This is a genomic window from Limnohabitans sp. DM1 (genome assembly GCF_001269385.1).
Lineage (GTDB): Bacteria > Pseudomonadota > Gammaproteobacteria > Burkholderiales > Burkholderiaceae_C > Limnohabitans_A.
On the sequence record NZ_CXOO01000013.1, the window covers coordinates 13813 to 34734 of the forward strand.

General features: G+C 58.6%; 18 protein-coding genes and 1 tRNA gene. 16 read left to right on the plus strand and 3 right to left on the minus strand.

Going from position 1 to position 20922, the window contains the following annotated elements:
* Nucleotides 1-35: 35 nt before the first annotated feature.
* From AMM33_RS04855 to AMM33_RS04870, 4 genes are read left to right on the plus strand one after another with little or no spacing between them, the layout of a single operon-like run.
* Nucleotides 36-1673 carry a sulfatase-like hydrolase/transferase gene (locus AMM33_RS04855; RefSeq protein WP_090139264.1) on the plus strand — a complete coding sequence of 546 codons (1638 nt, stop codon included), beginning with the start codon at nt 36-38 and terminating at the stop codon, nt 1671-1673.
* The gene (locus tag AMM33_RS04860; protein WP_090139265.1) at nt 1670-2347 is read left to right on the plus strand and encodes a phosphatase PAP2 family protein; all 678 of its coding nucleotides are present in this window, start codon (nt 1670-1672) and stop codon (nt 2345-2347) included. Before AMM33_RS04855 ends, AMM33_RS04860 begins: the two co-directional genes overlap by 4 nt.
* A 49-nt stretch (nt 2348-2396) precedes the next feature.
* Nucleotides 2397-4445: an acetyl-CoA carboxylase biotin carboxylase subunit gene (locus AMM33_RS04865; RefSeq protein WP_090139266.1), complete on the plus strand. Its 2049-nt coding sequence runs from the start codon at nt 2397-2399 to the stop codon at nt 4443-4445.
* A complete protein-coding gene (locus tag AMM33_RS04870) occupies nt 4446-4928 on the plus strand; it encodes a VOC family protein (protein WP_090139267.1) in 483 nt (160 codons plus the stop codon).
* A gap of 89 nt (nt 4929-5017) precedes the next feature.
* Here the strand turns inward: AMM33_RS04870 and rsxB are convergent, their stop codons facing one another.
* The 3 genes from rsxB to AMM33_RS04885 all read right to left on the minus strand — a co-directional run bounded on the left by rsxB (nt 5018) and on the right by AMM33_RS04885 (nt 8653).
* Nucleotides 5018-5707, minus strand: a complete 690-nt coding sequence (rsxB, locus tag AMM33_RS04875; RefSeq protein ID WP_090139268.1) for an electron transport complex subunit RsxB — start codon at nt 5705-5707, stop codon at nt 5018-5020.
* A 5-nt stretch (nt 5708-5712) separates the two neighbouring features.
* Nucleotides 5713-7278, minus strand: a complete 1566-nt coding sequence (locus AMM33_RS04880) for a polyhydroxyalkanoate depolymerase (RefSeq protein ID WP_090139269.1) — start codon at nt 7276-7278, stop codon at nt 5713-5715.
* A gap of 178 nt (nt 7279-7456) precedes the next feature.
* Entirely contained in the window at nt 7457-8653 is a 1197-nt protein-coding gene (locus tag AMM33_RS04885; RefSeq protein WP_090139270.1) for an amino acid aminotransferase, read from the minus strand.
* Nucleotides 8654-8772: 119 nt separating this feature from the next.
* Between AMM33_RS04885 and uvrB the strand changes: the two genes are divergently transcribed.
* The 12 genes from uvrB (at nt 8773) to paaZ (ending at nt 20696) form a co-directional block, all read left to right on the plus strand.
* A complete protein-coding gene (gene uvrB / locus AMM33_RS04890) occupies nt 8773-10899 on the plus strand; it encodes an excinuclease ABC subunit UvrB (protein WP_228767967.1) in 2127 nt (708 codons plus the stop codon).
* Between the two features lie 125 nt (nt 10900-11024).
* Nucleotides 11025-11561: a Fe-S cluster assembly transcriptional regulator IscR gene (gene iscR, locus AMM33_RS04895; protein ID WP_090139271.1), complete on the plus strand. Its 537-nt coding sequence runs from the start codon at nt 11025-11027 to the stop codon at nt 11559-11561.
* Nucleotides 11562-11580: 19 nt separating this feature from the next.
* Nucleotides 11581-12798 carry an IscS subfamily cysteine desulfurase gene (locus AMM33_RS04900; RefSeq protein ID WP_090139272.1) on the plus strand — a complete coding sequence of 406 codons (1218 nt, stop codon included), beginning with the start codon at nt 11581-11583 and terminating at the stop codon, nt 12796-12798.
* Between the two features lie 32 nt (nt 12799-12830).
* Complete coding sequence (iscU, locus tag AMM33_RS04905; protein WP_062405706.1) at nt 12831-13217, plus strand: Fe-S cluster assembly scaffold IscU; 387 nt, start codon at nt 12831-12833, stop codon at nt 13215-13217.
* 1 nt (nt 13218) lies between these two features.
* Nucleotides 13219-13542: an iron-sulfur cluster assembly protein IscA gene (gene iscA, locus AMM33_RS04910; protein ID WP_019425275.1), complete on the plus strand. Its 324-nt coding sequence runs from the start codon at nt 13219-13221 to the stop codon at nt 13540-13542.
* Nucleotides 13543-13578: 36 nt separating this feature from the next.
* A complete protein-coding gene (hscB, locus tag AMM33_RS04915; protein WP_194945250.1) occupies nt 13579-14094 on the plus strand; it encodes a Fe-S protein assembly co-chaperone HscB in 516 nt (171 codons plus the stop codon).
* A 16-nt stretch (nt 14095-14110) separates the two neighbouring features.
* Nucleotides 14111-15988 (plus strand): Fe-S protein assembly chaperone HscA, encoded by a 1878-nt coding sequence (gene hscA / locus AMM33_RS04920; RefSeq protein ID WP_090139273.1) that lies wholly within the window; start codon nt 14111-14113, stop codon nt 15986-15988.
* Between the two features lie 33 nt (nt 15989-16021).
* Nucleotides 16022-16360, plus strand: coding sequence for an ISC system 2Fe-2S type ferredoxin (gene fdx / locus AMM33_RS04925; protein WP_090139274.1), 339 nt, complete (start codon nt 16022-16024; stop codon nt 16358-16360).
* Between the two features lie 16 nt (nt 16361-16376).
* Nucleotides 16377-17090 carry a DNA polymerase III subunit epsilon gene (gene dnaQ, locus AMM33_RS04930; RefSeq protein ID WP_090139275.1) on the plus strand — a complete coding sequence of 238 codons (714 nt, stop codon included), beginning with the start codon at nt 16377-16379 and terminating at the stop codon, nt 17088-17090.
* Between the two features lie 83 nt (nt 17091-17173).
* Nucleotides 17174-17248: transfer RNA gene (locus AMM33_RS04935), tRNA-Val, on the plus strand.
* 233 nt (nt 17249-17481) lie between these two features.
* Nucleotides 17482-18465: a Bug family tripartite tricarboxylate transporter substrate binding protein gene (locus AMM33_RS04940; protein ID WP_090139276.1), complete on the plus strand. Its 984-nt coding sequence runs from the start codon at nt 17482-17484 to the stop codon at nt 18463-18465.
* A gap of 185 nt (nt 18466-18650) precedes the next feature.
* Nucleotides 18651-20696: a phenylacetic acid degradation bifunctional protein PaaZ gene (gene paaZ / locus AMM33_RS04945; protein WP_090139277.1), complete on the plus strand. Its 2046-nt coding sequence runs from the start codon at nt 18651-18653 to the stop codon at nt 20694-20696.
* The last annotated feature ends 226 nt before the right edge of the window (nt 20697-20922 follow it).

The window sequence follows — 20922 nt, forward strand, 5'->3', positions numbered from 1 at the left end:
GGCATGTACACCACTGAAACTGCTGTTTTTTGGCTATGAAAATACCTCAGCGTGATTTTTCCGTTTCTGAATACAAAATATCACCTGCGGTATTTGTGTGGTGCTTTGCTTTTGTCAATGGACTGGTATTCCATTGGCCTTTATTGAGGTATGTTCAATCGCAAATTGAACTTTCCAGCAGTTTGGGCATTGGCGTTCAACTGGTTTTGTTGAGTTTGTCCTGTGTTTTGATGTGGTTGTTGTTGGGGTTTTCAGGTTTGATGACGACTCGGTTGATCAAGCCCTTGGCCCTGACCATGATCATCTGCAATGCCATTGCTTTGTATGCCATTGATACTTATCAAGTGATTCTGGATATCACCATGATGGGCAATGTCTGGAAGACCCACAGCGGTGAAGCGGGTGAATTGTTTCATCCCAAGTTGTTGGTGTATGTGTCAGCTGCGTTGCTTGTTTGCTGGCTTGTTGTGCGAAAAGTGCAGTGGCGGGCACAAACACGTTTGAAATTCCTTCTCCATTTTGTGATAGCAGGCGTTTTAGGCTTGGGCATTGTTTTCTACAACGCATCAGCTTGGCTGTGGATTGACAAACACTCGAAGGTGGTGGGCGGCTTGCTTTTGCCTTGGTCGTATACCTTGAATTCACTTCGCCATTTTCAAAGTCAAGCACAAGCAAAAAGAAGTTTTGAAAAATTACCCGATTTGAGTTGGGCTGAAAAACCTGAAACGCCCATCACAGTGGTTTTGGTCATTGGGGAGTCAGCCAGGGTCAAAAATTTCCAGTTGTATGGCTATCCTCGCCAGACAAATCCAATGCTCGTTCAACGAGATGTACTGATCATGCCCAAAGCCAAGGCGTGTTCGACCTATACCCGTCGGTCTTTGGAATGTATTTTGTCGCACGACCCGACGGCAGATGATTTGAAGTTTGAAATCCTTCCCAATTATTTGCACAGATCAGGTCAGGTCGAGGTCATTTGGCGCACACGCAATTGGGGTGAGCCTGCTTTGGCTGACTTTAAAGTTTTACGTGGCAAAGATTTATCGCAGTTGTGCAAAGGGCCAACTTGTTTGAATCCCGATCAAGATGAAGCGTTGCTGGCCGGTCTGGAGCAAGACATTTCCAATTCGGAGCATGCCAGGCAGTTCATTGTGTTGCATCAGGCAGGCAGCCATGGGCCTTCATACCACAGCAAGTACCCCGCTCAGTTTGCGAAATTTATGCCCGTGTGTGACTCTGTGGATTTGAAAGCTTGTAGCCCTGATTCATTGATAAATGCTTACGACAATACCATTGTCTATACCGATCATTTTTTGAATAAATTAATAAGTGTTCTTGAGCAGAAAAAAAATAGAAATATTGTCATGATGTATTTGTCGGATCATGGTGAATCTTTGGGCGAGGGAGGCTGGTATTTGCATGGCGCCCCGGAGATGGTGGCACCAAACGAGCAAAAAGATATTCCATTCCTGGTTTGGAGATCACCATCCATGGCGAATAAACTCACCATCAATGCCAAACGGTTGGATGCCAAAAGCAATGACCATGCAGATAAAATTTGGCAAAATGGACATTTTCAGGTTTTTCACAGTGTGGTGGGGGTCTTGGGGGGGCGCGGCAGTGTTTATTTGTCTGACCAGGATATTTTTAATCACCATGGGGAGAGGAAATGAATTCAAGCATCAAGACTGAAAATTCGTTCTGGCGACAAGCTTGGAATGAATGCAAAAAATCTATGGCGATGCATCGGAGATTTATGGTGGTGGCCTTTGTGACCATCATGGCATGCGGTATTTTTCCTTCCGATATTGCCAGTTACCGTGATGAAACGCCCTTGTTGTCATCGAGTTTTTGGCTGGCCAATGCCACGAGCACGCCTGTTGAAAATGTGCACACCATTCTGGAAGAAGGTGTTCAGTGGGTCGAAAATCGCGGCAGATTTATTTCCACTGCTGCGCAAGTCATGATTCCATTGCTGCTGAATGACAAAGTCGGCTTGGCTCAAATGTTGTATTCGGGTTTGGCCACCACCGTGACGACGCATTTTCTCAAGCGCGTGAAAAATGACGTGCATATTGGCCAAACCCGCTTGGGTGAACGTCCAAATGGTGGGCGACATAATGTGCCTTCCGGTCATTCTTCCATGGCTGGTTCTGCGCTGGGTTTTGTCTGGAGACGATATGGCGCTTGGCATTTGATGTATTTGTTGCCCATTTTGATTGCCACCATGGCAACACGTGTTTTTTTATCCGCTCATACGATTTCCGCAGTGCTTGCAGGCGCCATTTTGGGGGTGGTGGTGACTTATGTCATGACCAGTCCCAGAAAAGTGTCTGTCGCCATGTGATTCCCAGGAACTTTATTTCAACCACCCATTGACGATTTAGAAATTCATCATGTTTACCAAAATCCTGATTGCCAACCGCGGCGAAATCGCCTGCCGTGTCATTGCCACCGCCCACAAAATGGGCATCCAAACCGTAGCCGTTTACTCCGAAGCCGACAAAGAAGCTCGCCATGTGCAACTGGCGGGCGAAGCCGTCTTGCTCGGCCCTGCGCCTTCGCGCGAGTCGTATCTGGTCGCAGAAAAAATCATCGCCGCCGCCAAAGCCACGGGTGCCCAGGCCATTCACCCCGGCTACGGCTTCCTGAGCGAGAACACCGAATTTGCCAAGCGCTGCGAAGACGAAGGCATCGCCTTCATCGGCCCCAAGGCCCATTCGATTGCGGCGATGGGCGACAAGATCGCCTCCAAAAAGCTGGCCAATGAAGCCAAGGTCAACACCATCCCTGGCTACAACGACGCCATCGACACCGCCGAGCAGGCGGTCGAGATCGCAAAGGGCATTGGTTACCCCGTCATGATCAAGGCTTCGGCCGGTGGGGGCGGCAAGGGGCTGCGCGTGGCCTTCAACGACAAGGAAGCTTTTGAAGGCTTCACCTCTTGCCGCAACGAAGCGCGCAACAGCTTTGGTGACGACCGTGTGTTCATCGAAAAATATGTGCTCGAGCCCCGCCACATCGAGATCCAGATCCTGGGCGACAGCCACGGCAACGTGGTGTACCTGAACGAGCGCGAATGCTCGATCCAGCGCCGCCACCAGAAGGTGATCGAGGAAGCCCCGTCGCCCTTCATCTCGGACGCCACCCGCAAGGCCATGGGCGAACAGGCCGTGGCCCTGGCCAAGGCTGTGAAGTACCAGTCCGCCGGGACGGTCGAGTTCGTGGTCGGCAAGGACCAGGATTTCTACTTCCTCGAGATGAACACCCGCCTGCAGGTCGAGCACCCGGTGACCGAGTGCATCACTGGCTTGGACCTGGTCGAGCAGATGATTCGCGTGGCCGCTGGTGAGAAGCTGGCCTTTGGTCAGGCCGACGTCAAGCGCGACGGCTGGGCCATCGAGTGCCGCATCAACGCCGAAGATCCCTTCCGCAACTTCCTGCCCTCCACGGGTCGTCTGGTCCGTTTCCAGACGCCCAAGCAGAGCATGTTCCAGGGCAACACCGCCGACCTGCAAGGCGTGCGTGTGGACACTGGTGTGCAGGACGGCGGCGAGATCCCGATGTTCTACGACTCGATGATTGCCAAACTCATTGTGCACGGCAAAGACCGCAATGAGGCCATCGCCAAGATGCGCGAAGCCTTGAACGGCTTTGTGATCCGTGGCATCAGCTCCAACATCCCCTTCCAGGCCGCTTTGCTGGCCCACCCCAAGTTCGTGACGGGGCAGTTCAACACCGGCTTCATCGCCGAACATTACGCCCAAGGCTTCCGTGCCGAAGATGTGCCGCACGATGACCATGACTTTTTGGCTGCATTGGCTGCCTTTGTGCGCCGCAAGTCGCGTGAACGCGCCGCCAACCTGAGCGGCCAGTTGCCCGGTTACGACGTCAAGGTCGGTCAGGACTACACCGTGGTCGAACTCGGCCAAGGCGGCAACAACCGCTACGTGCAAGTGCATGTGGACGAGTTCTTGGGCAAGTCCGGCGTGGCGCAGATCACCGTGGATGGCAAGACCTACGCGATCGAGAGCAATTCACGCCTGAACGACATCCGCATCGAAGGCACCTGCAACGGCCAGCCTTTCACAGCGCAGATCGAGCGCGGCACGGTCAAGAACCCGCTGGCCCTGCAAGTTCAGCACAACGGCACCCGCATTGAAGCGCTGGTGATGTCGCCCCGCATGGCCGAGCTGCACAAGCTCATGCCGTTCAAGGCGCCACCGGATCTGAGCCGCTATGTGATTTCGCCTATGCCCGGCCTTTTGGTCGAGGTGTCGGTGCAGCCTGGCCAGAAGGTGCAAGCCGGCGAGCGTGTGGCCGTGATCGAAGCCATGAAGATGGAAAACGTGCTGTTTGCCGCGCAAGACGGCGTTGTGAAGAAGGTGGTCGCTGCCAAAGGCGAATCGCTCACCGTGGACCAGATGATTGTGGAGTTTGAATAAATGACGCGTCCTTTCAAAGTGCTGGGCGTCCAGCAAATTGCCATCGGCGGGCCTGACAAGACCCGCCTGCAAAAACTCTGGGTCGACATGTTCGGCCTGGAAGTGAGCGGCACCTTCAAAAGCGAACGCGAGAACGTGGACGAAGACATTTGCGCCATCGGCACAGGCCCGTTCAAGGTCGAGGTCGACCTGATGCAGCCGCTGGACCCCGAGAAAAAGCCCGCCGTGCACACCACGCCCCTGAACCACATCGGCTTGTGGATCGACGATCTGCCGGTGGCTGTCGAATGGCTCACGTCGCAAGGCGTGCGCTTTGCGCCTGGGGGCATCCGCAAGGGCGCAGCCGGTTTTGACATCACGTTTTTGCACCCCAAGGCGAATGAAGAGTTTCCGATTGGCGGGGAGGGCGTGTTGATCGAGTTGGTGCAGGCACCTCCCGAAGTGGTCAAGGCGTTTGAGGCGTTGGCGGCGGCTTCGCATTGAAATCAACAGCCATCGGGGTCTTCGACCACCGACCGACGAGGTAGTCTGTAGGTCGGCACTCGCAGAGTCCGATGTACTTAAAAAGCCCGTTAGACCCCGGTCTGGCGGGCTTTTGCTTTGGCCAGCGCCGCTTCGATGATGGCGCGTTTGCGGTCCACCTCGGGGGCGTTTTCTGTGCCCTTGGTGTGTGCGGCCAGATCGGCCAGCTTATGTTCGGCTTTGGCCTGAAGCTGGCTTTGATGGACCGCATCTTCGCGCAGCAGGCGTTGCTGGCGAGCCTCAAAACGCGTGCGGGCCGTGAAGGCCTCTTGCGCAGACCATGCGGCCCAGCCGGTGCGCGTGTCGGTCACGTTTTCCAGCTGGATGCAGTCCACCGGGCAGACCGGGATGCACAGTTCGCAGCCTGTGCACCACGGCTCAATCACTGTGTGCATGAGCTTGTTGGCGCCCAAAATTGCATCGGTCGGGCAGGCCTTGATGCACAGGGTGCAGCCGATGCACCAGGCCTCGTCGATGATGGCAACATGGCGTGGGCCTTCGATGCCGTGATTGGTGTTCAAGGGCACGTTGGTTTGTCCTGTCAAAGCAGCCAACCGCTTTATGCCTTCTTGTCCGCCCGGCGGGCATTGATTGATGGTCGCTCGTCCCTCGGCCATGGCCCGGGCATAACTGGCGCAGTCTGGAAAGCCGCAACGCGTGCACTGGGTTTGGGGCAGGGCATCGTTGAGCAATAAGAAAAGCGCCTGGGTCTCAGGCGCTGTTCGGGGCAAGTTAGGCATGGGCCTCAGGCTTTTTTCTTGGGGGCAACCCAGGTCGTTTTCACGCCTGTCGTGGGCTTGGCCGTGGGCGCTGCCTTGTTGGCTGCAGCTTTAGCTTTGACCGGTGTTGCCTTTGCTGTGGTGGCTTTGCTGGCACGGGTGGCAGCCTGAGCCGCAGGTTTGGCTGCCACTTTCTCGGCAGGTTTCACCGCCACTTTGGAAGGAGCTGGCACTGTTTTTGCCGAAACAGGGGTTTTGGCTTTGGCTTGTGCAGGGCTTGCGGATGCGGATGCGGGCGCAGCACTCACAGCGGCTTGTGCTTTGGCTTGGGGTTCGCGGCTTTTGATGAAGTTCAGCACTTGCGGGTAAACCAGCGAGCGCCAGCGGCTGCCGCTGAAAATGCCGTAGTGACCCGCTCCTGGCACTTCCAGGTGCAAGCGATCGTTGGCGGCCACTCCCGTGCACATGTCTTGTGCAGCGCGCGTTTGGCCCGAGCCAGAAATGTCGTCCAGCTCGCCTTCCACGGTCATCAGGGCCGTGCCCTTGATGTCTTGCGGGCGCACGCGCTCGATCTTGCCGTCCACACCTTTGACATCCCAGGTGCCGTTAACCAGTTTGAAATCCTGGAACACGGTCTGGATGGTTTCCAGGTAGTAATCGGCGTCCATGTCCAGCACCGCGTTGTACTCGTCATAGAACTTGCGGTGGGCTTCGGCGCTCGCGTCATCTCCCTTGATCAGGTCCTTGAAGTAGTCGTAGTGGCTGTTGGCGTGGCGGTCGGGGTTCATGGCCACAAAACCGGTGTACTGGAGGAAGCCGGGGTACACGCGGCGACCCGCGCCCGGGAAGTTGGCCGGAACGCGGTAGATCACATTGTTCTCGAACCACTCAAAGCTCTTGTTGGTGGCCAGGTTGTTGACCGATGTCGGCGACTTGCGCGCATCGATGGGGCCGCCCATCATGGTCATGGTCAATGGGGTTTTTTCGCCACGGCTGGCCATCAGCGAGACGGCGGCCATGACGGGCACAGTGGGCTGACAAACGCTCACGATGTGGCAATTGCCATAAATGGATTGCAGGTGGCGGATGAATTCCTGCACGTAGTTGATGTAGTCGTCCAGGTGAAATTCGCCGTCAGAAAGGGGCACCAAACGGGCGTTTTTCCAATCGGTGATGTAGACCTTGTGGTCTTGCAGCATGGTGCGCACGGTGTCCCGCAGCAAGGTGGCGTAGTGGCCGGACAAGGGGGCCACGATCAGGACAACGGGTTGCGTCTTGAGCTGGGTCAGGGTAGCCGGATCGTCCGAAAATCGCTTGAAACGGCGCAGTTCGCAAAAGGGTTTGTCAATTTCAATGCGCTCATGAATGGCGACATCGGTGTTGTTGACCTTGACGGTTTTGATGCCGAATTCGGGTTTTTCGTAGTCTTTGCCCAGACGGTGCATCAGCGCATAACCCGCAGACACACGTTGTGCCAGGGGGGTCTGAGAAATCGGGCTCAGCGGGTTGCTGTAAAGCTTGGCAGCAGCCTGCGCCAGATCAGAAAAGGGTTCCATGATCGAGCGTTGAGTTTCGAAGATCTGGTAGAGCATGTAACAGTTTCCCTTGCGGCTTGGCCGTGAAATGGTGCGGTGCAGCAATCCTACAGGACTTGATCGTGTATTTTTTGAGTAGTCCCCCTAATTGGGAGTCACCTTCTTGACCGACCAAAAAGAAACCGCCCCGTCAGGGGCGGTTGCAAGCCGAATGTCAGTTTCGGAAGGTGTCAAATTAGACAACTTTGGCGATTGAGGCGCACACGTAGTCGATATTCTTGCTGTTGAGCGCCGCCACGCACATGCGGCCGGTGTCGGTGCCATACACGCCGAACTCGCTGCGCAGACGCACCATCTGGTCTTTGGTGAGGCCCGAATAGCTGAACATGCCGATCTGGCTGGTGATGAAGCTCATGTCTTGCTGGACGCCTGCAGCTTTGAGGCCGTCGACCAACTTTTGGCGCATGGCCTTGATGCGCACGCGCATTTCGGCCAATTCGCTTTCCCACTGAGCCCGCAGCTCGGGGTTGTTCAGCACAGCCGCCACCACCGCACCGCCGTGGATGGGCGGGTTGGAGTAGTTGGTGCGGATGGCGATCTTGAGTTGCGACAGCACGCGTGAGGCTTCTTCCTTGTCAGAGGCCACCACCGACAGGGCACCCACGCGCTCGCCGTACAGGCTGAAGCTCTTCGAGAAAGAAGTCGACACGAAGATGTTCAGGCCGGCCGCCACAAACTTACCGATCACCGCGCCGTCTTCGGCAATGCCGTGGCCAAAGCCTTGGTAGGCCATGTCCAGGAATGCGGTCAGGCTCTTGGCCTTGACCATCGCAATGACCTGGTCCCACTGGGCGTCGGTGATGTCGTAACCCGTGGGGTTGTGGCAGCAGGCGTGCAGCACGACGATGGTGCCGGGCTCGGCCGCGTTCAGGCTGGCCAACATGCCCTCGAAGTTCACACCGCGCTTGGCCGCGTCGTAGTAGGTGTAGCTCTCGACTTCAAAACCCGCGTTGATGAAGATGGCGCGGTGGTTTTCCCAGCTGGGGTCGGAGATCATGACTTTGGCCTTGGGGCTGACTTTTTTCAGAAAGTCAGCGCCGATTTTCAGGCCGCCCGTGCCGCCAATGGCCTGCACTGTAGACACACGGCCAGACTTGACCACGTCGGATTCAGCACCAAACACCAGCGCCTTGACGGCGTTGTCATAGGCCACGATGCCGTCGATGGGCAGGTAACCACGCGCAGTGGGGGTGGCCATCATGGTTTTTTCGGCCGCTTGCACGCATTGCAGCAGGGGCAGTTTGCCGTTGTCGTCGAAGTACACGCCCACACCCAGGTTCACTTTGTTGGGGTTGGTGTCGGCGTTGAATTGCTCGTTCAGACCCAGGATCGGGTCGCGGGGGGCCATTTCGACGGCGGAAAACAGAGACATGGAAAGTCCTTGGATTGTGTTCAGTGGTGGCAGAAAACCCGTTCCTCGGTTAGGCTTTCGGGTTGTCCCTTATTTTAACGGCCCCCGCCGTCTGGTTTGGCCAGGCGGTCCCTACAAAGATGTCCACCGTGCCCGAAGCCTCCGTTGTTGAAGTTGTGTCTGATGCGGACAAGTACGCTGAGGGAAAGTTCATCAGCTACCCGGGCTCCCCGTTTGAGCTCTACCAGCCTTACCCGCCCGCAGGCGACCAGCCCGTGGCCATTGAGCAACTGGTCGAAGGCGTGCACGACGGCGAGGTTTTTCAGACCCTGCTGGGTGTGACCGGTTCGGGCAAGACCTTCACCATGGCCAATGTGATCGCCCAGCTGGGGCGGCCCGCCATCGTGTTTGCGCCCAACAAAACATTGGCCGCGCAGCTGTACAGCGAGTTCCGGGAGTTCTTTCCCAAGAACGCGGTGGAGTATTTCGTCAGCTACTACGACTATTACCAGCCCGAGGCCTATGTGCCCCAGCGGGACCTGTTCATTGAAAAAGACAGCGCGATCAACGAGCACATCGAGCAGATGCGGCTGTCTTGCACCAAAAGCATCATGGAGCGTCGCGATGTGGTGATCGTGGCCACGGTGTCGGCCATCTACGGCATTGGTGAGCCCGAGAGCTACCACCGCATGATCATGACGCTGCGCACGGGCGACAAGCTGGGCCAGCGTGACGTGATTGCGCAGCTGATCCGCATGCAATACCAGCGCAATGACATGGAGTTTTCACGCGGCAAGTTCCGGGTACGCGGCGACACGATCGACGTGTTCCCGGCAGAACACTCGGAGTTGGCCATCCGCATTGAGTTGTTCGACGACGAGATCGAAAGCCTGCAGCTGTTTGATCCACTCACCGGCCGCATACGCCAGAAGATCCCGCGTTTCACGGTCTATCCATCTAGCCATTACGTCACGCCCCGCGACAAGGTCTTGGCGGCGGTGGAGACTATCAAGGTCGAGCTGGCCCAACGCCTGAAAGAACTGGTAGGCATGGGCAAATTGGTTGAGGCGCAGCGCCTGGAGCAACGCACCCGTTTTGATCTGGAAATGCTGTCCGAAGTGGGTCACTGCAAAGGCATCGAGAACTACACCCGCCATTTGTCGGGCGCGGCCCCCGGCGACCCGCCCAGCACCCTGACCGACTACATGCCACCCGACGCCATCATGTTTCTGGACGAAAGCCACCAGATGATTGGCCAGCTCAACGCCATGTACAACGGCGATAAGGCCCGCAAGACCACGCTGGTCGAATACGGTTTTCGCCTGCCCAGCGCGCTGGACAACCGCCCGCTCAAGTTCGAAGAGTTTGAAAAGCGCATGCGCCAATGCATCTTCGTCTCGGCCACTCCCGCTGATTATGAAAAGACGCATTCGGGCAAAGTGGTCGAGCAGGTGGTGCGCCCCACGGGCCTGGTGGACCCGCAGGTCGAGGTCCGCCCCGCCACGCACCAAGTGGACGATGTGCTGCAGGAAATCCGCATTCGGGTCGAAAAGCACGAGCGCGTGCTGATCACCACCCTCACCAAACGCATGGCCGAGCAGCTGACCGATTACCTGAGCGACAACGGTGTGAAGGTGCGCTATTTACACAGCGACGTGGACACGGTGGAGCGGGTCGAAATTTTGCGGGACCTGCGCCTGGGCGCTTTTGATGTGCTGGTGGGCATCAACTTGCTGCGCGAGGGCTTGGATATTCCCGAGGTGTCGCTGGTCGCTATTTTGGATGCCGACAAAGAAGGTTTCTTGCGTGCCGAGCGCAGCCTGATCCAGACCATTGGCCGCGCAGCGCGCAACCTGAACGGCCGGGCGATTTTGTACGCCGACCGCATCACCGAGTCCATGAAAAAAGCCATGGGCGAGACCGAGCGCAGGCGCATCAAACAATTGGCGCACAACGAGGCCATGGGCATCACGCCCAAGAGCATTGTGAAAAAGGTCAAAGACCTGATCGACGGCGTGTATAGCGAAAAATCGGGCAAGGAAGCCGAACGCCTGGAACAAGCGGCCATGCAAAAGGCCAAGGTCGAGGACATGAGCGAGAAAGACATCGCCCGCGCCATCAAGCAGCTGGAAAAGCAGATGATGGAGCACGCCCGCAATCTGGAGTTCGAAAAAGCCGCCCAGGTGCGAGACCAGTTGACCATCCTGAAAGAGCAGGCGTTTGGGGCGACAGGCGGCGACCACATCGTGCCGCTGATCCGGGCTTAAGAACTCAGTGAATGACCCTATAACCCGAGTGTTTTGATCGGGATTGGTTTATACTTGACTTGTTTAGTCGGGAACCCGCTTCGGCGGGGCCAAGACCAAGCCCCCACCCACTTCAGGAGTCTGCCATGCGTTTAACCACCAAAGGCCGTTTCGCCGTCACCGCCATGATCGACTTGGCCTTGCGCCAAGACGCCGGCCCCGTGACTTTGGCCGCCATCAGCCAGCGCCAACAGATTTCACTGTCTTATCTGGAGCAGTTGTTTGGCAAGCTGCGCCGCCACAACCTGGTTGAGTCCACCCGTGGCCCCGGCGGAGGCTACACCCTAGGCCGCAAATCGACCGACATCACCGTGGCCGACATCATCTTGTCAGTCGATGAGCCCATCGACGCCACCCACTGCGGCGGCAAGGAAAACTGCAACGGCGGCGATGGCCGCTGCATGACGCACGACCTGTGGGCTTCGCTGAATTCCAAAATGGTCGAGTTTCTCGACTCCGTGTCCCTGCAAAAGCTGGTGGACGACCAACTGGCCAAAGGCCTGGTGGTCGAAAACAAACCCAGCATCAAGCGTGCGATTGCCCCGATGCCGATGAGCCAACCCATCCGCCTGACCGGCCCCAATTCTGTGTTCGACCTGGGCAACGTGTTTGCCAAATCCTGATTGAAAAGAAGACCCGACCATGACCACGCCCCACTTCCCCATTTACCTTGACTACGGCGCGACCAACCCTTGTGATCCCCGCGTGGTGGACGCCATCATCCCCTGGTTGCGCGAGCACTTTGGCAACCCCGCATCCCGCAGCCACGCCTGGGGCTGGGAAGCCGAAGCCGCCGTTGAAACCGCCCGCGAGCAAGTGGCCGACCTGATCGGTGCCGACCCGCGCGAAATCGTCTGGACCAGCGGCGCGACCGAATCCAACAACCTCGCCATCAAGGGCGCAGCGCATTTCTACAAGTCACGCGGCAAGCACCTGATCACCGTCAAGACCGAGCACAAAGCAGTGCTCGACACCATGCGCGAGCTCGAGCGTCAGGGTTTTGAAGTCACCTACCTCGATGTGCAGGCCGATGGCTTGCTCAACATGGACGCGCTCAAGGCCGCGATTCGCCCCGACACCATCCTGATCAGCGTGATGTTCGTGAACAACGAAATCGGCGTGATCCAAGACGTGACCGCGATTGGCAACCTGTGCCGCGAAAAAGGCATCATCTTCCACGTCGATGCGGCCCAAGCCACGGGCAAGGTCGAGATCGACATGACCCAGCTGCCCATCGATTTGATGAGCCTGGCCTCGCACAAAACCTATGGCCCCAAAGGCATCGGCGCTTTGTATGTGCGCCGCAAGCCCCGCATTCGCCTCGAAGCGCAAATGCACGGCGGCGGTCACGAGCGCGGCATGCGCTCGGGCACCTTGCCCACCCACCAGTGCGTGGGCATGGGCGAAGCGTTCCGCATTGCCAAACTGGAAATGGCTCAAGACAACGCCAAAGCGCGTGCGCTACACGACCGTTTGATCAACGGCCTGAGCGACATGGAGCAGGTGTTTTTGAACGGCCACGCCACGCAGCGCGTGCCGCACAACATCAACATGAGCTTCAACTTTGTTGAAGGCGAGTCGCTCATCATGGGCATCAAGGGCTTGGCGGTGTCGTCCGGTTCTGCCTGCACCTCGGCCAGCCTGGAGCCCAGCTATGTGCTGCGTGCCCTGGGCCGCAGCGACGAGCTGGCCCACAGCAGCCTGCGCATGACGATTGGCCGCTGGACCACCGAAGAAGACATCGACTACGCGATCCAGACCATCCGTGAGAATGTGGCCAAGCTGCGTGACTTGAGTCCCCTTTGGGAAATGCACAAAGACGGCATCGATCTGAGCACCATCCAGTGGGCGGCCCACTGAGTTCACACTGACCTGAATACGGAGAAAACACCATGGCATATTCTGAAAAAGTGGTTGACCACTACGAAAACCCCCGCAACGTCGGCTCTTTTGACAAGGGCGACGACAGCGTGGGCACCGGCATGGTCGGTGCACCGGCTTGCGGCGACGTGATGAAGCTGCAGATCAAGGTCAACCCAACAACCGGCGTGATCGAAGACGCACGTTTCAAAACCTACGGTTGCGGCTCGGCCATCGCTTCCAGCTCACTCGTGACCGAGTGGGTCAAGGGCAAGACGCTGGACGAAGCAGCGGCCCTGAAGAACAGCCAAATTGCCGAAGAGCTGGCGCTGCCCCCCGTCAAAATCCACTGCTCCATCTTGGCCGAAGACGCCATCAAGGCGGCTGTGGACGACTACAAAAAGAAACACCTGAACTGACATGGCCATCTCACTGTCTGCTGCCGCAGCTCGGCATGTGACCCGGTACCTGGCCAAGCGTGGCTCGGGTGTCGGTGTGCGCCTGGGGGTCAAGACCACGGGATGCTCGGGCCTGGCCTACAAGCTCGAATACGTGGACGAGATTGCGCCGGAAGACGTGGTCTTTGAAGGCCACGGCGTCAAGGTGCTGGTGGACCCGAAAAGCCTGGCCTACATCGATGGCACCGAGCTCGACTTCGTGCGCGAAGGCCTGAACGAGGGCTTTCGCTTCAACAACCCCAACGAGCGTGACCGCTGCGGTTGCGGTGAGTCGTTTCGCGTTTAAGCCGCGTTTGAAGTCGACTGTGAGTTTTTGCGTGTGATCTCGCTGCAAGCCAACGACTTCGAGCTGTTTGACGTGCCAGCGCGCTTCGCGCAGGACCGCGCACAGCTCGACGCCCGTTGGAAAGCCCTGCAGCGCGAAGCCCACCCTGACCGTTTTGCCGCCGAAGGCGCCGCCGCCCAGCGCGTGGCCATGCAGTGGTCGGTGCGCATCAACGAGGCGTATCAAAGGCTCAAAGACCCGCTCAAACGCGCCGCCTATTTGTGCGAGCTGCGTGGCGCGCCAGTGCAAGCCGAAAACAACACCGCCATGCCTGCAGCGTTCCTCATGCAGCAGATGGAGTGGCGTGAAAACCTCGACGACACCGAATCCGCTCAAGGATTGGAAGCGCTGGCGGATGAAGTGTCTGCCGAGCAGCGCCGTGTGCAGCAAGAACTGGCCCGCTTGCTCGACGAGGTGCAAGACCCTCTGCAAGCCGTGGGGCAGGTGAGGGCGCTGATGTTCATCGAGCGCTTCACGCAAGAAGTGAACGCTAAACTCGACCGATTGACATGAATTTTCCCGATTGACCATGGCCTTACTGCAGATTTCCGAACCGGGCCAGTCGCCCGACCCGCACCAACGCCGCATCGCGGTGGGCATTGACCTGGGCACCACGCATTCGCTGGTGGCTTCGGTGCGCAGCGGCGTGGCCGAGTGCTTGCCCGACGACGATGGCCGGGTGATCCTGCCTTCTGTCGTGCGCTTCATGCCGGGCCAAGGCCGCCAGATCGGTTTCGACGCCGTGCACTCTGCTGCGTCCGACCCGGTCAACACCATCGCCTCGGTCAAGCGCTTCATGGGCCGTGGCCTGAACGACATCGCCGACCGCAGCAAGCTGCCGTATGAGTTCACCGCCAGCGAAGGCACAGCGAAGGGTGGCATGCTCAGCATCCAGACGGTGCAAGGCCCCAAGTCGCCCGTGGAGGTGAGTGCCGAGATTTTGGCCACCCTGCGTTACCGCGCCGAAGACACCTTCAACGACGACCTTTACGGCGCCGTCATCACCGTGCCCGCCTACTTTGACGACGCCCAGCGCCAGGCCACCAAAGACGCCGCGCAATTGGCTGGCCTGAATGTGCTGCGCCTGATCAACGAACCCACGGCTGCCGCGATTGCCTATGGCCTCGACAACGCGAGCGAAGGCGTTTACGCCGTGTTCGATTTGGGCGGCGGCACCTTCGATATTTCGATCCTGCGCCTCACGCAAGGCGTGTTCGAAGTGCTGTCCACAGGTGGCGATTCGGCCCTGGGCGGCGACGATTACGACCAGGCCTTGGCCGACTTCGCGATGGCTCAGCAGCCTGGCTTGCAAGCCGCCACGGCCGAAGACAAAACACGGCTCAAAGCAGCGGCCCGTGCGGCCAAAGAAGCCTTGACCAGCGCAGACTCGGCCAGCCTGAATGTGGCCCTGTCCACTGGCGCTTTGTCGGTGCAGCTCAGCCGCGCTGATTTCGAGCAAGCCACCCAAGCCCTGACGGCCCGCTGCGTCACCGCCGTGCGCAAAGCCCTGCGCGATGCGCAGCTGTCCAAAGACGATGTGCAAGGCGTGGTCATGGTGGGCGGCTCCACCCGCATGCCGCAAATCCAGCAGGCTGTGGCTGACTTTTTTGGTCAAGCCCCGCTCAACAACCTCAACCCCGACGAAGTCGTCGCTTTGGGCGCGGCCATCCAGGCCAACCAGCTGGCGGGCAACAACGCCGCAGGCGAGTTGTTGTTGCTCGACGTGATTCCACTGTCGTTGGGCATCGAGACCATGGGCGGTCTGGTGGAGCGCATCATCCCGCGTAACCAGACCATCCCCACCGCCATGGCGCAAGACTTCACCACTTACCAAGACGGCCAGACGGCCCTCGCGTTGCATGTGGTGCAGGGCGAGCGCGACCTGGTGCAAGACTGCCGCAGCCTGGCCCGCTTTGAGCTGCGTGGCATCCCGCCCATGGCCGCTGGTGCCGCCCGCATCCGCGTCACCTTCACGGTGGATGCCGATGGTCTGCTGAACGTGGGTGCCAAAGAACAAATCAGCGGTGTAGAGGCGCGCATCGACGTCAAGCCCTCGTATGGCCTGAGCGACGACCAAATCGCCACCATGCTGCAAGAAAGCTTCACCACTGCGCAAGCCGACATGAAGGCGCGTGCCTTGGTCGAGGCGCGTGTGGACGCCGACCGCATGCTGCTGGCCACCCGCAGCGCCTTGGCAGCCGACGGCGATTTGCTGCAAGCGTCAGAGCGCAGCGCCATCGACGCACTCATGGCCACATTGCAAGCCGCCGTGCAAACCGAACAAGACGCCAAGGCGCTGGAAGACTGCACCCAGGCATTGGCCAAAGGCACCGAAGCCTTTGCCGCTGAGCGCATGAACCACAGCATCCAGAAAGCCCTGGCCGGTCAAAACATCCAGGCCTTGTAAAAGCCCGACCTGCCCTGAATTGAGAAGACTCTTATGCCCGTCATCAAAATCCTGCCCCACGCTGAGTATTGCCCCCAAGGTGCCGAGATCACCGCGCCTTCGGGCACCAGCATCTGCGAAGCGCTGCTCGACAACCACATCAACATCGAGCACGCCTGCGACATGAGCGCAGCCTGTACCACTTGCCATGTGGTGGTGCGCGAAGGCTTCAAGACGCTCAACGAGATGGAAGAAACCGAGGAAGACCTGCTCGATCGCGCCTGGGGCCTGGAGCCCAATTCGCGCCTGAGCTGCCAGGCCTTTGTGGCCAAGAGCGATCTGGTCATCGAGATCCCGCGCTACACCATCAACCACGCCAAAGAACTGCACTGAGCCGGAGCTGCAAGCCATGCGTCAAATCGTTCTGGACACCGAAACCACCGGCCTGTCGGCCGAAGGTGGTGACCGCATCATCGAGCTCGGTTGTGTGGAGCTGTACGCCCGCAAGCTCACGGGCAACAACTTGCATTTCTATTTCAACCCCGAGCGCGACAGCCACGAAGACGCCCTCAAGGTGCACGGCATCAGCAACGAGTTTTTGCGCGACAAGCCCAAGTTTGCACAGCTGGCCGATGAAATTCTGGATTACCTGGCCGATGCGGAACTGATCATCCACAACGCGGCTTTTGACATCGGCTTTCTGAACAAGGAACTCGAACGCGTTGGCAAAAAGCCTTTGAAGGCCTATGTCAGCGGCGTGATCGACACCTTGGCCATGGCCAAGGAAATGTTCCCCGGCAAGCGCAACAGCCTCGACTCGCTGTGTGACCGCCTCGAAGTCGACAACTCCGGGCGCACACTGCACGGCGCTTTGCTCGACGCCGAGTTGCTGGCCGATGTCTACATCAACATGACCCGTGGGCAAGAGGCCTTGCTGATGGATGTTGGGGACAGTACGCCCAACGATGCTCAGCAAGTGATGGTTCAAGTCGACTTGACCACCTTTGTATTGCCCGTATTGCCCGCCAATGCCCAAGAGCTGGCGGCGCATGATGAGGTGCTTGCCCAGTTGGACAAGTCCAGTGGGGGCAAGACTGTTTGGCGACAATTGGCCTGCGCCTGAAAATTGCTTCAAATTTTTCAGGCAGGCCCCAAAGAGCGTAAATTTTCATGCCATAATTGAGGTCTTCGCTGCAACGCAGTGAGGGGCGATTAGCTCAGCGGTAGAGCACTGCATTCACACTGCAGGGGTCACATGTTCGATCCATGTATCGCCCACCAAAACAAGCCTCAAAAATGCACTTAGCGGAAACGCTAGGTGCTTTTTTTTCGCCTTGTGGTTCCAATAGAAGCGCTGGCTGCAAAGCGGATCCTCCTCAGTGCTTGACGACGACGCCCTTGGATGAACGGACTCAACGCAACCATGAACGAATCGCCTGCACCCTTGTCCAACTGAAATGCCTGTCCTTTCACGGACAGATCCAATGAGCCTGCGACCTACGAGGAAGAATTTCATGACTACAGTACGCACACATCAGCGCAGAAACCTGCTGGCACTGGCCTTGTCACTGGCTTTGACCGGTCTGGCCTTTTCGCAAGACAAATATCCGAGTAAACCCGTCACGGTGGTGGTGCCGCAAGCGGCCGGCGGTGCCAACGATGCCATTGCCCGCGTCATCGCGCAAAAGTTGTCCGAGCAAATGAGCCAGTCTTTCGTGGTGGACAACCGCACCGGAGCGGGCGGTAACGTGGGCACCGTGGCGGTTGCGCGTGCCAAGGCCGATGGCTATACCCTGATGATCACGGCTGACAGCTCCATGGTCATCAATCCATCGCTTTACAAAATCACGGGTTTTGATCCGATCAAGGACTTTGAACCAGTAGGCACTGTGGCCACGGCTGGCTATGTGCTGGTCGCCCATCCGGCATTCCCGGCCAAAAGCACCGCCGAATTGATTGCTTTGGCCAAACAGCAACCGGGCAAGATCAACATCGGTTCTGCGGGCAACGGCACGCTGAACCACCTGATCGGTGAAATGTTGGGTAAGGCGGCAGGCATTGATCTGGTGCATGTGCCTTACAAAGGTTCTGCTGCGGCTGTGACGGATCTCATCGCAGGGCAAGTTCAGGTGTCGGTGCAGAGTTTGCCTTCTTCAATTGCTTTTATCCGCAGTGGCAAGATCAAAGTCCTGGGCGTCGTCAACCCGCAACGCCTGCCCGCTTTGCCGGATGCACCCACCATGGGTGAAACCCTCAAGGGCTTTGGTGCCACGCCCTGGTATGGTCTGTTTGTCCCAGCGGGCACTCCCAAACCCATCGTGGCCCAGCTCAATGCGGAAATTGCGAAAGCGCTGGAGTCCAAAGACGTTCAGGAGCGCTTGGCGGCGGTGGGCTGCGAGCCCTTCAAAACCTCTCAAGAGCAGTTTGCCAGCTTGGTTCGTGAAGATTTGCCGCGCTGGGCCAAAATCGTCAAGGCCTCTGGTGCCACCATCGATTAATGTTCCAGCTGAAGGCCGATGCATGGCAGGGGCCAAGTGCTAAGAGCAGTCCATGTAAGGGACACAAGGGGAAACCCCAGTCTCGTTGGGCTTATGGCGGCAAGCAAACCGACTAGAATTAACCGACCGCTCGGTTGGTTAATTCGGATCAACCGAGCTTTGTTCTTTTCAGAAAGCTCTCACACATGTCCCAAGTCCTGCAAAGTTTTATCGGTGGCCAGTGGATCGGCCAGCAAGGCGCGCAAGCTCTGCGCAGCGCCCTCAACGGCCAGACCGTCTACCAAACCCACGCCGAAGCCATCGATTTTGGCGACGCGGTGCACTACGCCCGCACCGTGGGCCTGCCCAATTTGCTGAAACTCGACTTTCAGGAACGCGCCCAGCGCCTCAAGGCCCTGGCCAAATACCTCGGTGAGCACAAAGAGCAGCTCTACGCCATCTCGGCCCACACGGGCGCCACCCGCGCCGACAGCTGGGTGGACATCGAAGGCGGTGCAGGCACCTTGTTCGCCTATTCGGGCATCGGCAGCAACGAACTGCCCAGCGGCAACCTGATCCACGAAGGCCCGGCTTTTCCGCTCGGTAAAAATGGCGGCTTTGCGGGCACGCACATCCTGGTGCCGCGTGGCGGCATTGCAGTGCACATCAACGCCTTCAATTTCCCCATCTGGGGCTTGCTTGAAAAGTTTGCGCCCAGCTTTTTGGCCGGCATGCCTTGCATCGGCAAACCCGCTTCGTCCACCAGCTACCTGACCGAAGCCATGGTGCGCTTGGTGGAGCAATCGGGCATCTTGCCTGCCGGTTCGCTCCAGCTGGTGATCGGCTCCACGGGTGACCTGCTGGACCGCCTGAACGGCCAGGACGTGGTCACCTTCACCGGCTCGGCCGACACCGCCGCCATGCTGCGTGTGCACCCCAATGTGGTCAAACACAGCATCCCGTTCAACGCCGAAGCCGATTCGCTCAACTGCGCCATCCTCGCGCCCGATGTCTCGCCCGACGACGAAGAGTTTGATTTGTTCGTGAAAGAAGTCGCCCGCGAGATGACCGTCAAAGCCGGCCAGAAGTGCACCGCGATCCGCCGCGCCATCGTGCCGCGCCAGCATCTGGACGCCGTGGCTGAAAAACTCAAGGCACGCCTGGCCAAAGTGGTGGTGGGCGATCCGTCTGTTGAAGGCGTGAAGATGGGGGCCTTGGCTTCACATTCGCAGCAGGCCGACGTGGCCGAGCGCGTGGCCCTGCTGCGCCAAAGCGCCGAGTTGGTGTTTGGTGGCGGTGCCGATTTCAAACCCGTGGGGCAGGGCGTTGAAGGCGGTGCTTTCTTCCAGCCCACGCTGCTGCTGTGCCAAAAGCCTTTGCACACCGACAGCGTGCACGATGTGGAAGCCTTTGGTCCAGTCAGCACGCTCATGGCGTATGACGGCATCGACGAAGCGCTGCAATTGGCCGCTCGCGGCCAAGGCAGCTTGGTCGGCACGCTGGTCACCAAAGACCCGCAAATCGCGGCCCGCATGATCCCGGTGGCAGCCGCCTTGCATGGCCGCCTGCACATCCTGGACCGCGAATCGGCGGTCGAATCGACCGGCCACGGCTCGCCACTGCCCCCGCTCAAGCACGGAGGCCCCGGCCGCGCAGGTGGCGGTGAAGAACTCGGCGGCATCCGCGCCGTCAAGCACCTGATGCAGCGCACCGCGCTGCAGGGCTCACCCACCATGATCGCAGCCGTCACGGGCGAGTACATGCGCGGCGCCAAGCTGATCGAGACCGAGGTCCACCCCTTCCGCCGCCACTTCGAAGACCTGCAAATTGGCGAGAGCCTGCTGACCCACCGCCGCACCGTGGGCGAGGCCGACATCGTGGCCTTTGGTGGTTTGTCGGGCGACTATTTCTACATGCACTTCGACGAGATCGCCGCCAAGGATTCGCCTTTTGGCAAGCGCATCGCGCACGGCTACTTCGTGCTGTCTGCAGCTGCGGGTTTGTTCGTCTCGCCTGCGCCCGGCCCGGTGCTGGCCAACTACGGTCTGGACACGCTGCGCTTCGTCAAGCCCGTGGGCATTGGCGACACCATCCAGGCCCGCCTGACGGCCAAGCGCAAGATTGACCGCAACAAGAAAGACGCCAACGGTGTGGGCCAGGGCGTGGTCGCCTGGGACGTGGAGGTGACAAACCAGTTGGGCGAGCTGGTGGCCAGTTATGACATCTTGACCTTGGTGGCCAAGAAGGGTTGAAACTGGGTCATGCAGGCCGTGCTTGCAGGCGACTTGGTGTGGTTTGATCCTGCAGAGCCCACACCGTTTTTTTCGCCCACGGGGTGGGCTCCTACAAAATACAAGGTCAGACCTTGCAAATACGCAGGGTCTGACTTCGTAGGAGCGCACCCCGTGCGCGATGGATCGACAAAAAACAAGGTCCGACCTTGCATATACGCAGGGGCTGACTTTGTAGGAGCGGACC

Bases quoted from the DNA above. Each gene is read 5' to 3' on its own strand.
- AMM33_RS04855 (WP_090139264.1), top strand. From the start codon at position 36: ATGAAAATACCTCAGCGTGATTTTTCCGTTTCTGAATACAAAATATCA.
- AMM33_RS04860 (WP_090139265.1), top strand. From the start codon at position 1,670: ATGAATTCAAGCATCAAGACTGAAAATTCGTTCTGGCGACAAGCTTGG.
- AMM33_RS04865 (WP_090139266.1), top strand. From the start codon at position 2,397: ATGTTTACCAAAATCCTGATTGCCAACCGCGGCGAAATCGCCTGCCGT.
- AMM33_RS04870 (WP_090139267.1), top strand. From the start codon at position 4,446: ATGACGCGTCCTTTCAAAGTGCTGGGCGTCCAGCAAATTGCCATCGGC.
- rsxB (WP_090139268.1), bottom strand. From the start codon at position 5,707: ATGCCTAACTTGCCCCGAACAGCGCCTGAGACCCAGGCGCTTTTCTTA.
- AMM33_RS04880 (WP_090139269.1), bottom strand. From the start codon at position 7,278: ATGCTCTACCAGATCTTCGAAACTCAACGCTCGATCATGGAACCCTTT.
- AMM33_RS04885 (WP_090139270.1), bottom strand. From the start codon at position 8,653: ATGTCTCTGTTTTCCGCCGTCGAAATGGCCCCCCGCGACCCGATCCTG.
- uvrB (WP_228767967.1), top strand. From the start codon at position 8,773: ATGTCCACCGTGCCCGAAGCCTCCGTTGTTGAAGTTGTGTCTGATGCG.
- iscR (WP_090139271.1), top strand. From the start codon at position 11,025: ATGCGTTTAACCACCAAAGGCCGTTTCGCCGTCACCGCCATGATCGAC.
- AMM33_RS04900 (WP_090139272.1), top strand. From the start codon at position 11,581: ATGACCACGCCCCACTTCCCCATTTACCTTGACTACGGCGCGACCAAC.
- iscU (WP_062405706.1), top strand. From the start codon at position 12,831: ATGGCATATTCTGAAAAAGTGGTTGACCACTACGAAAACCCCCGCAAC.
- iscA (WP_019425275.1), top strand. From the start codon at position 13,219: ATGGCCATCTCACTGTCTGCTGCCGCAGCTCGGCATGTGACCCGGTAC.
- hscA (WP_090139273.1), top strand. From the start codon at position 14,111: ATGGCCTTACTGCAGATTTCCGAACCGGGCCAGTCGCCCGACCCGCAC.
- fdx (WP_090139274.1), top strand. From the start codon at position 16,022: ATGCCCGTCATCAAAATCCTGCCCCACGCTGAGTATTGCCCCCAAGGT.
- dnaQ (WP_090139275.1), top strand. From the start codon at position 16,377: ATGCGTCAAATCGTTCTGGACACCGAAACCACCGGCCTGTCGGCCGAA.
- AMM33_RS04940 (WP_090139276.1), top strand. From the start codon at position 17,482: ATGACTACAGTACGCACACATCAGCGCAGAAACCTGCTGGCACTGGCC.
- paaZ (WP_090139277.1), top strand. From the start codon at position 18,651: ATGTCCCAAGTCCTGCAAAGTTTTATCGGTGGCCAGTGGATCGGCCAG.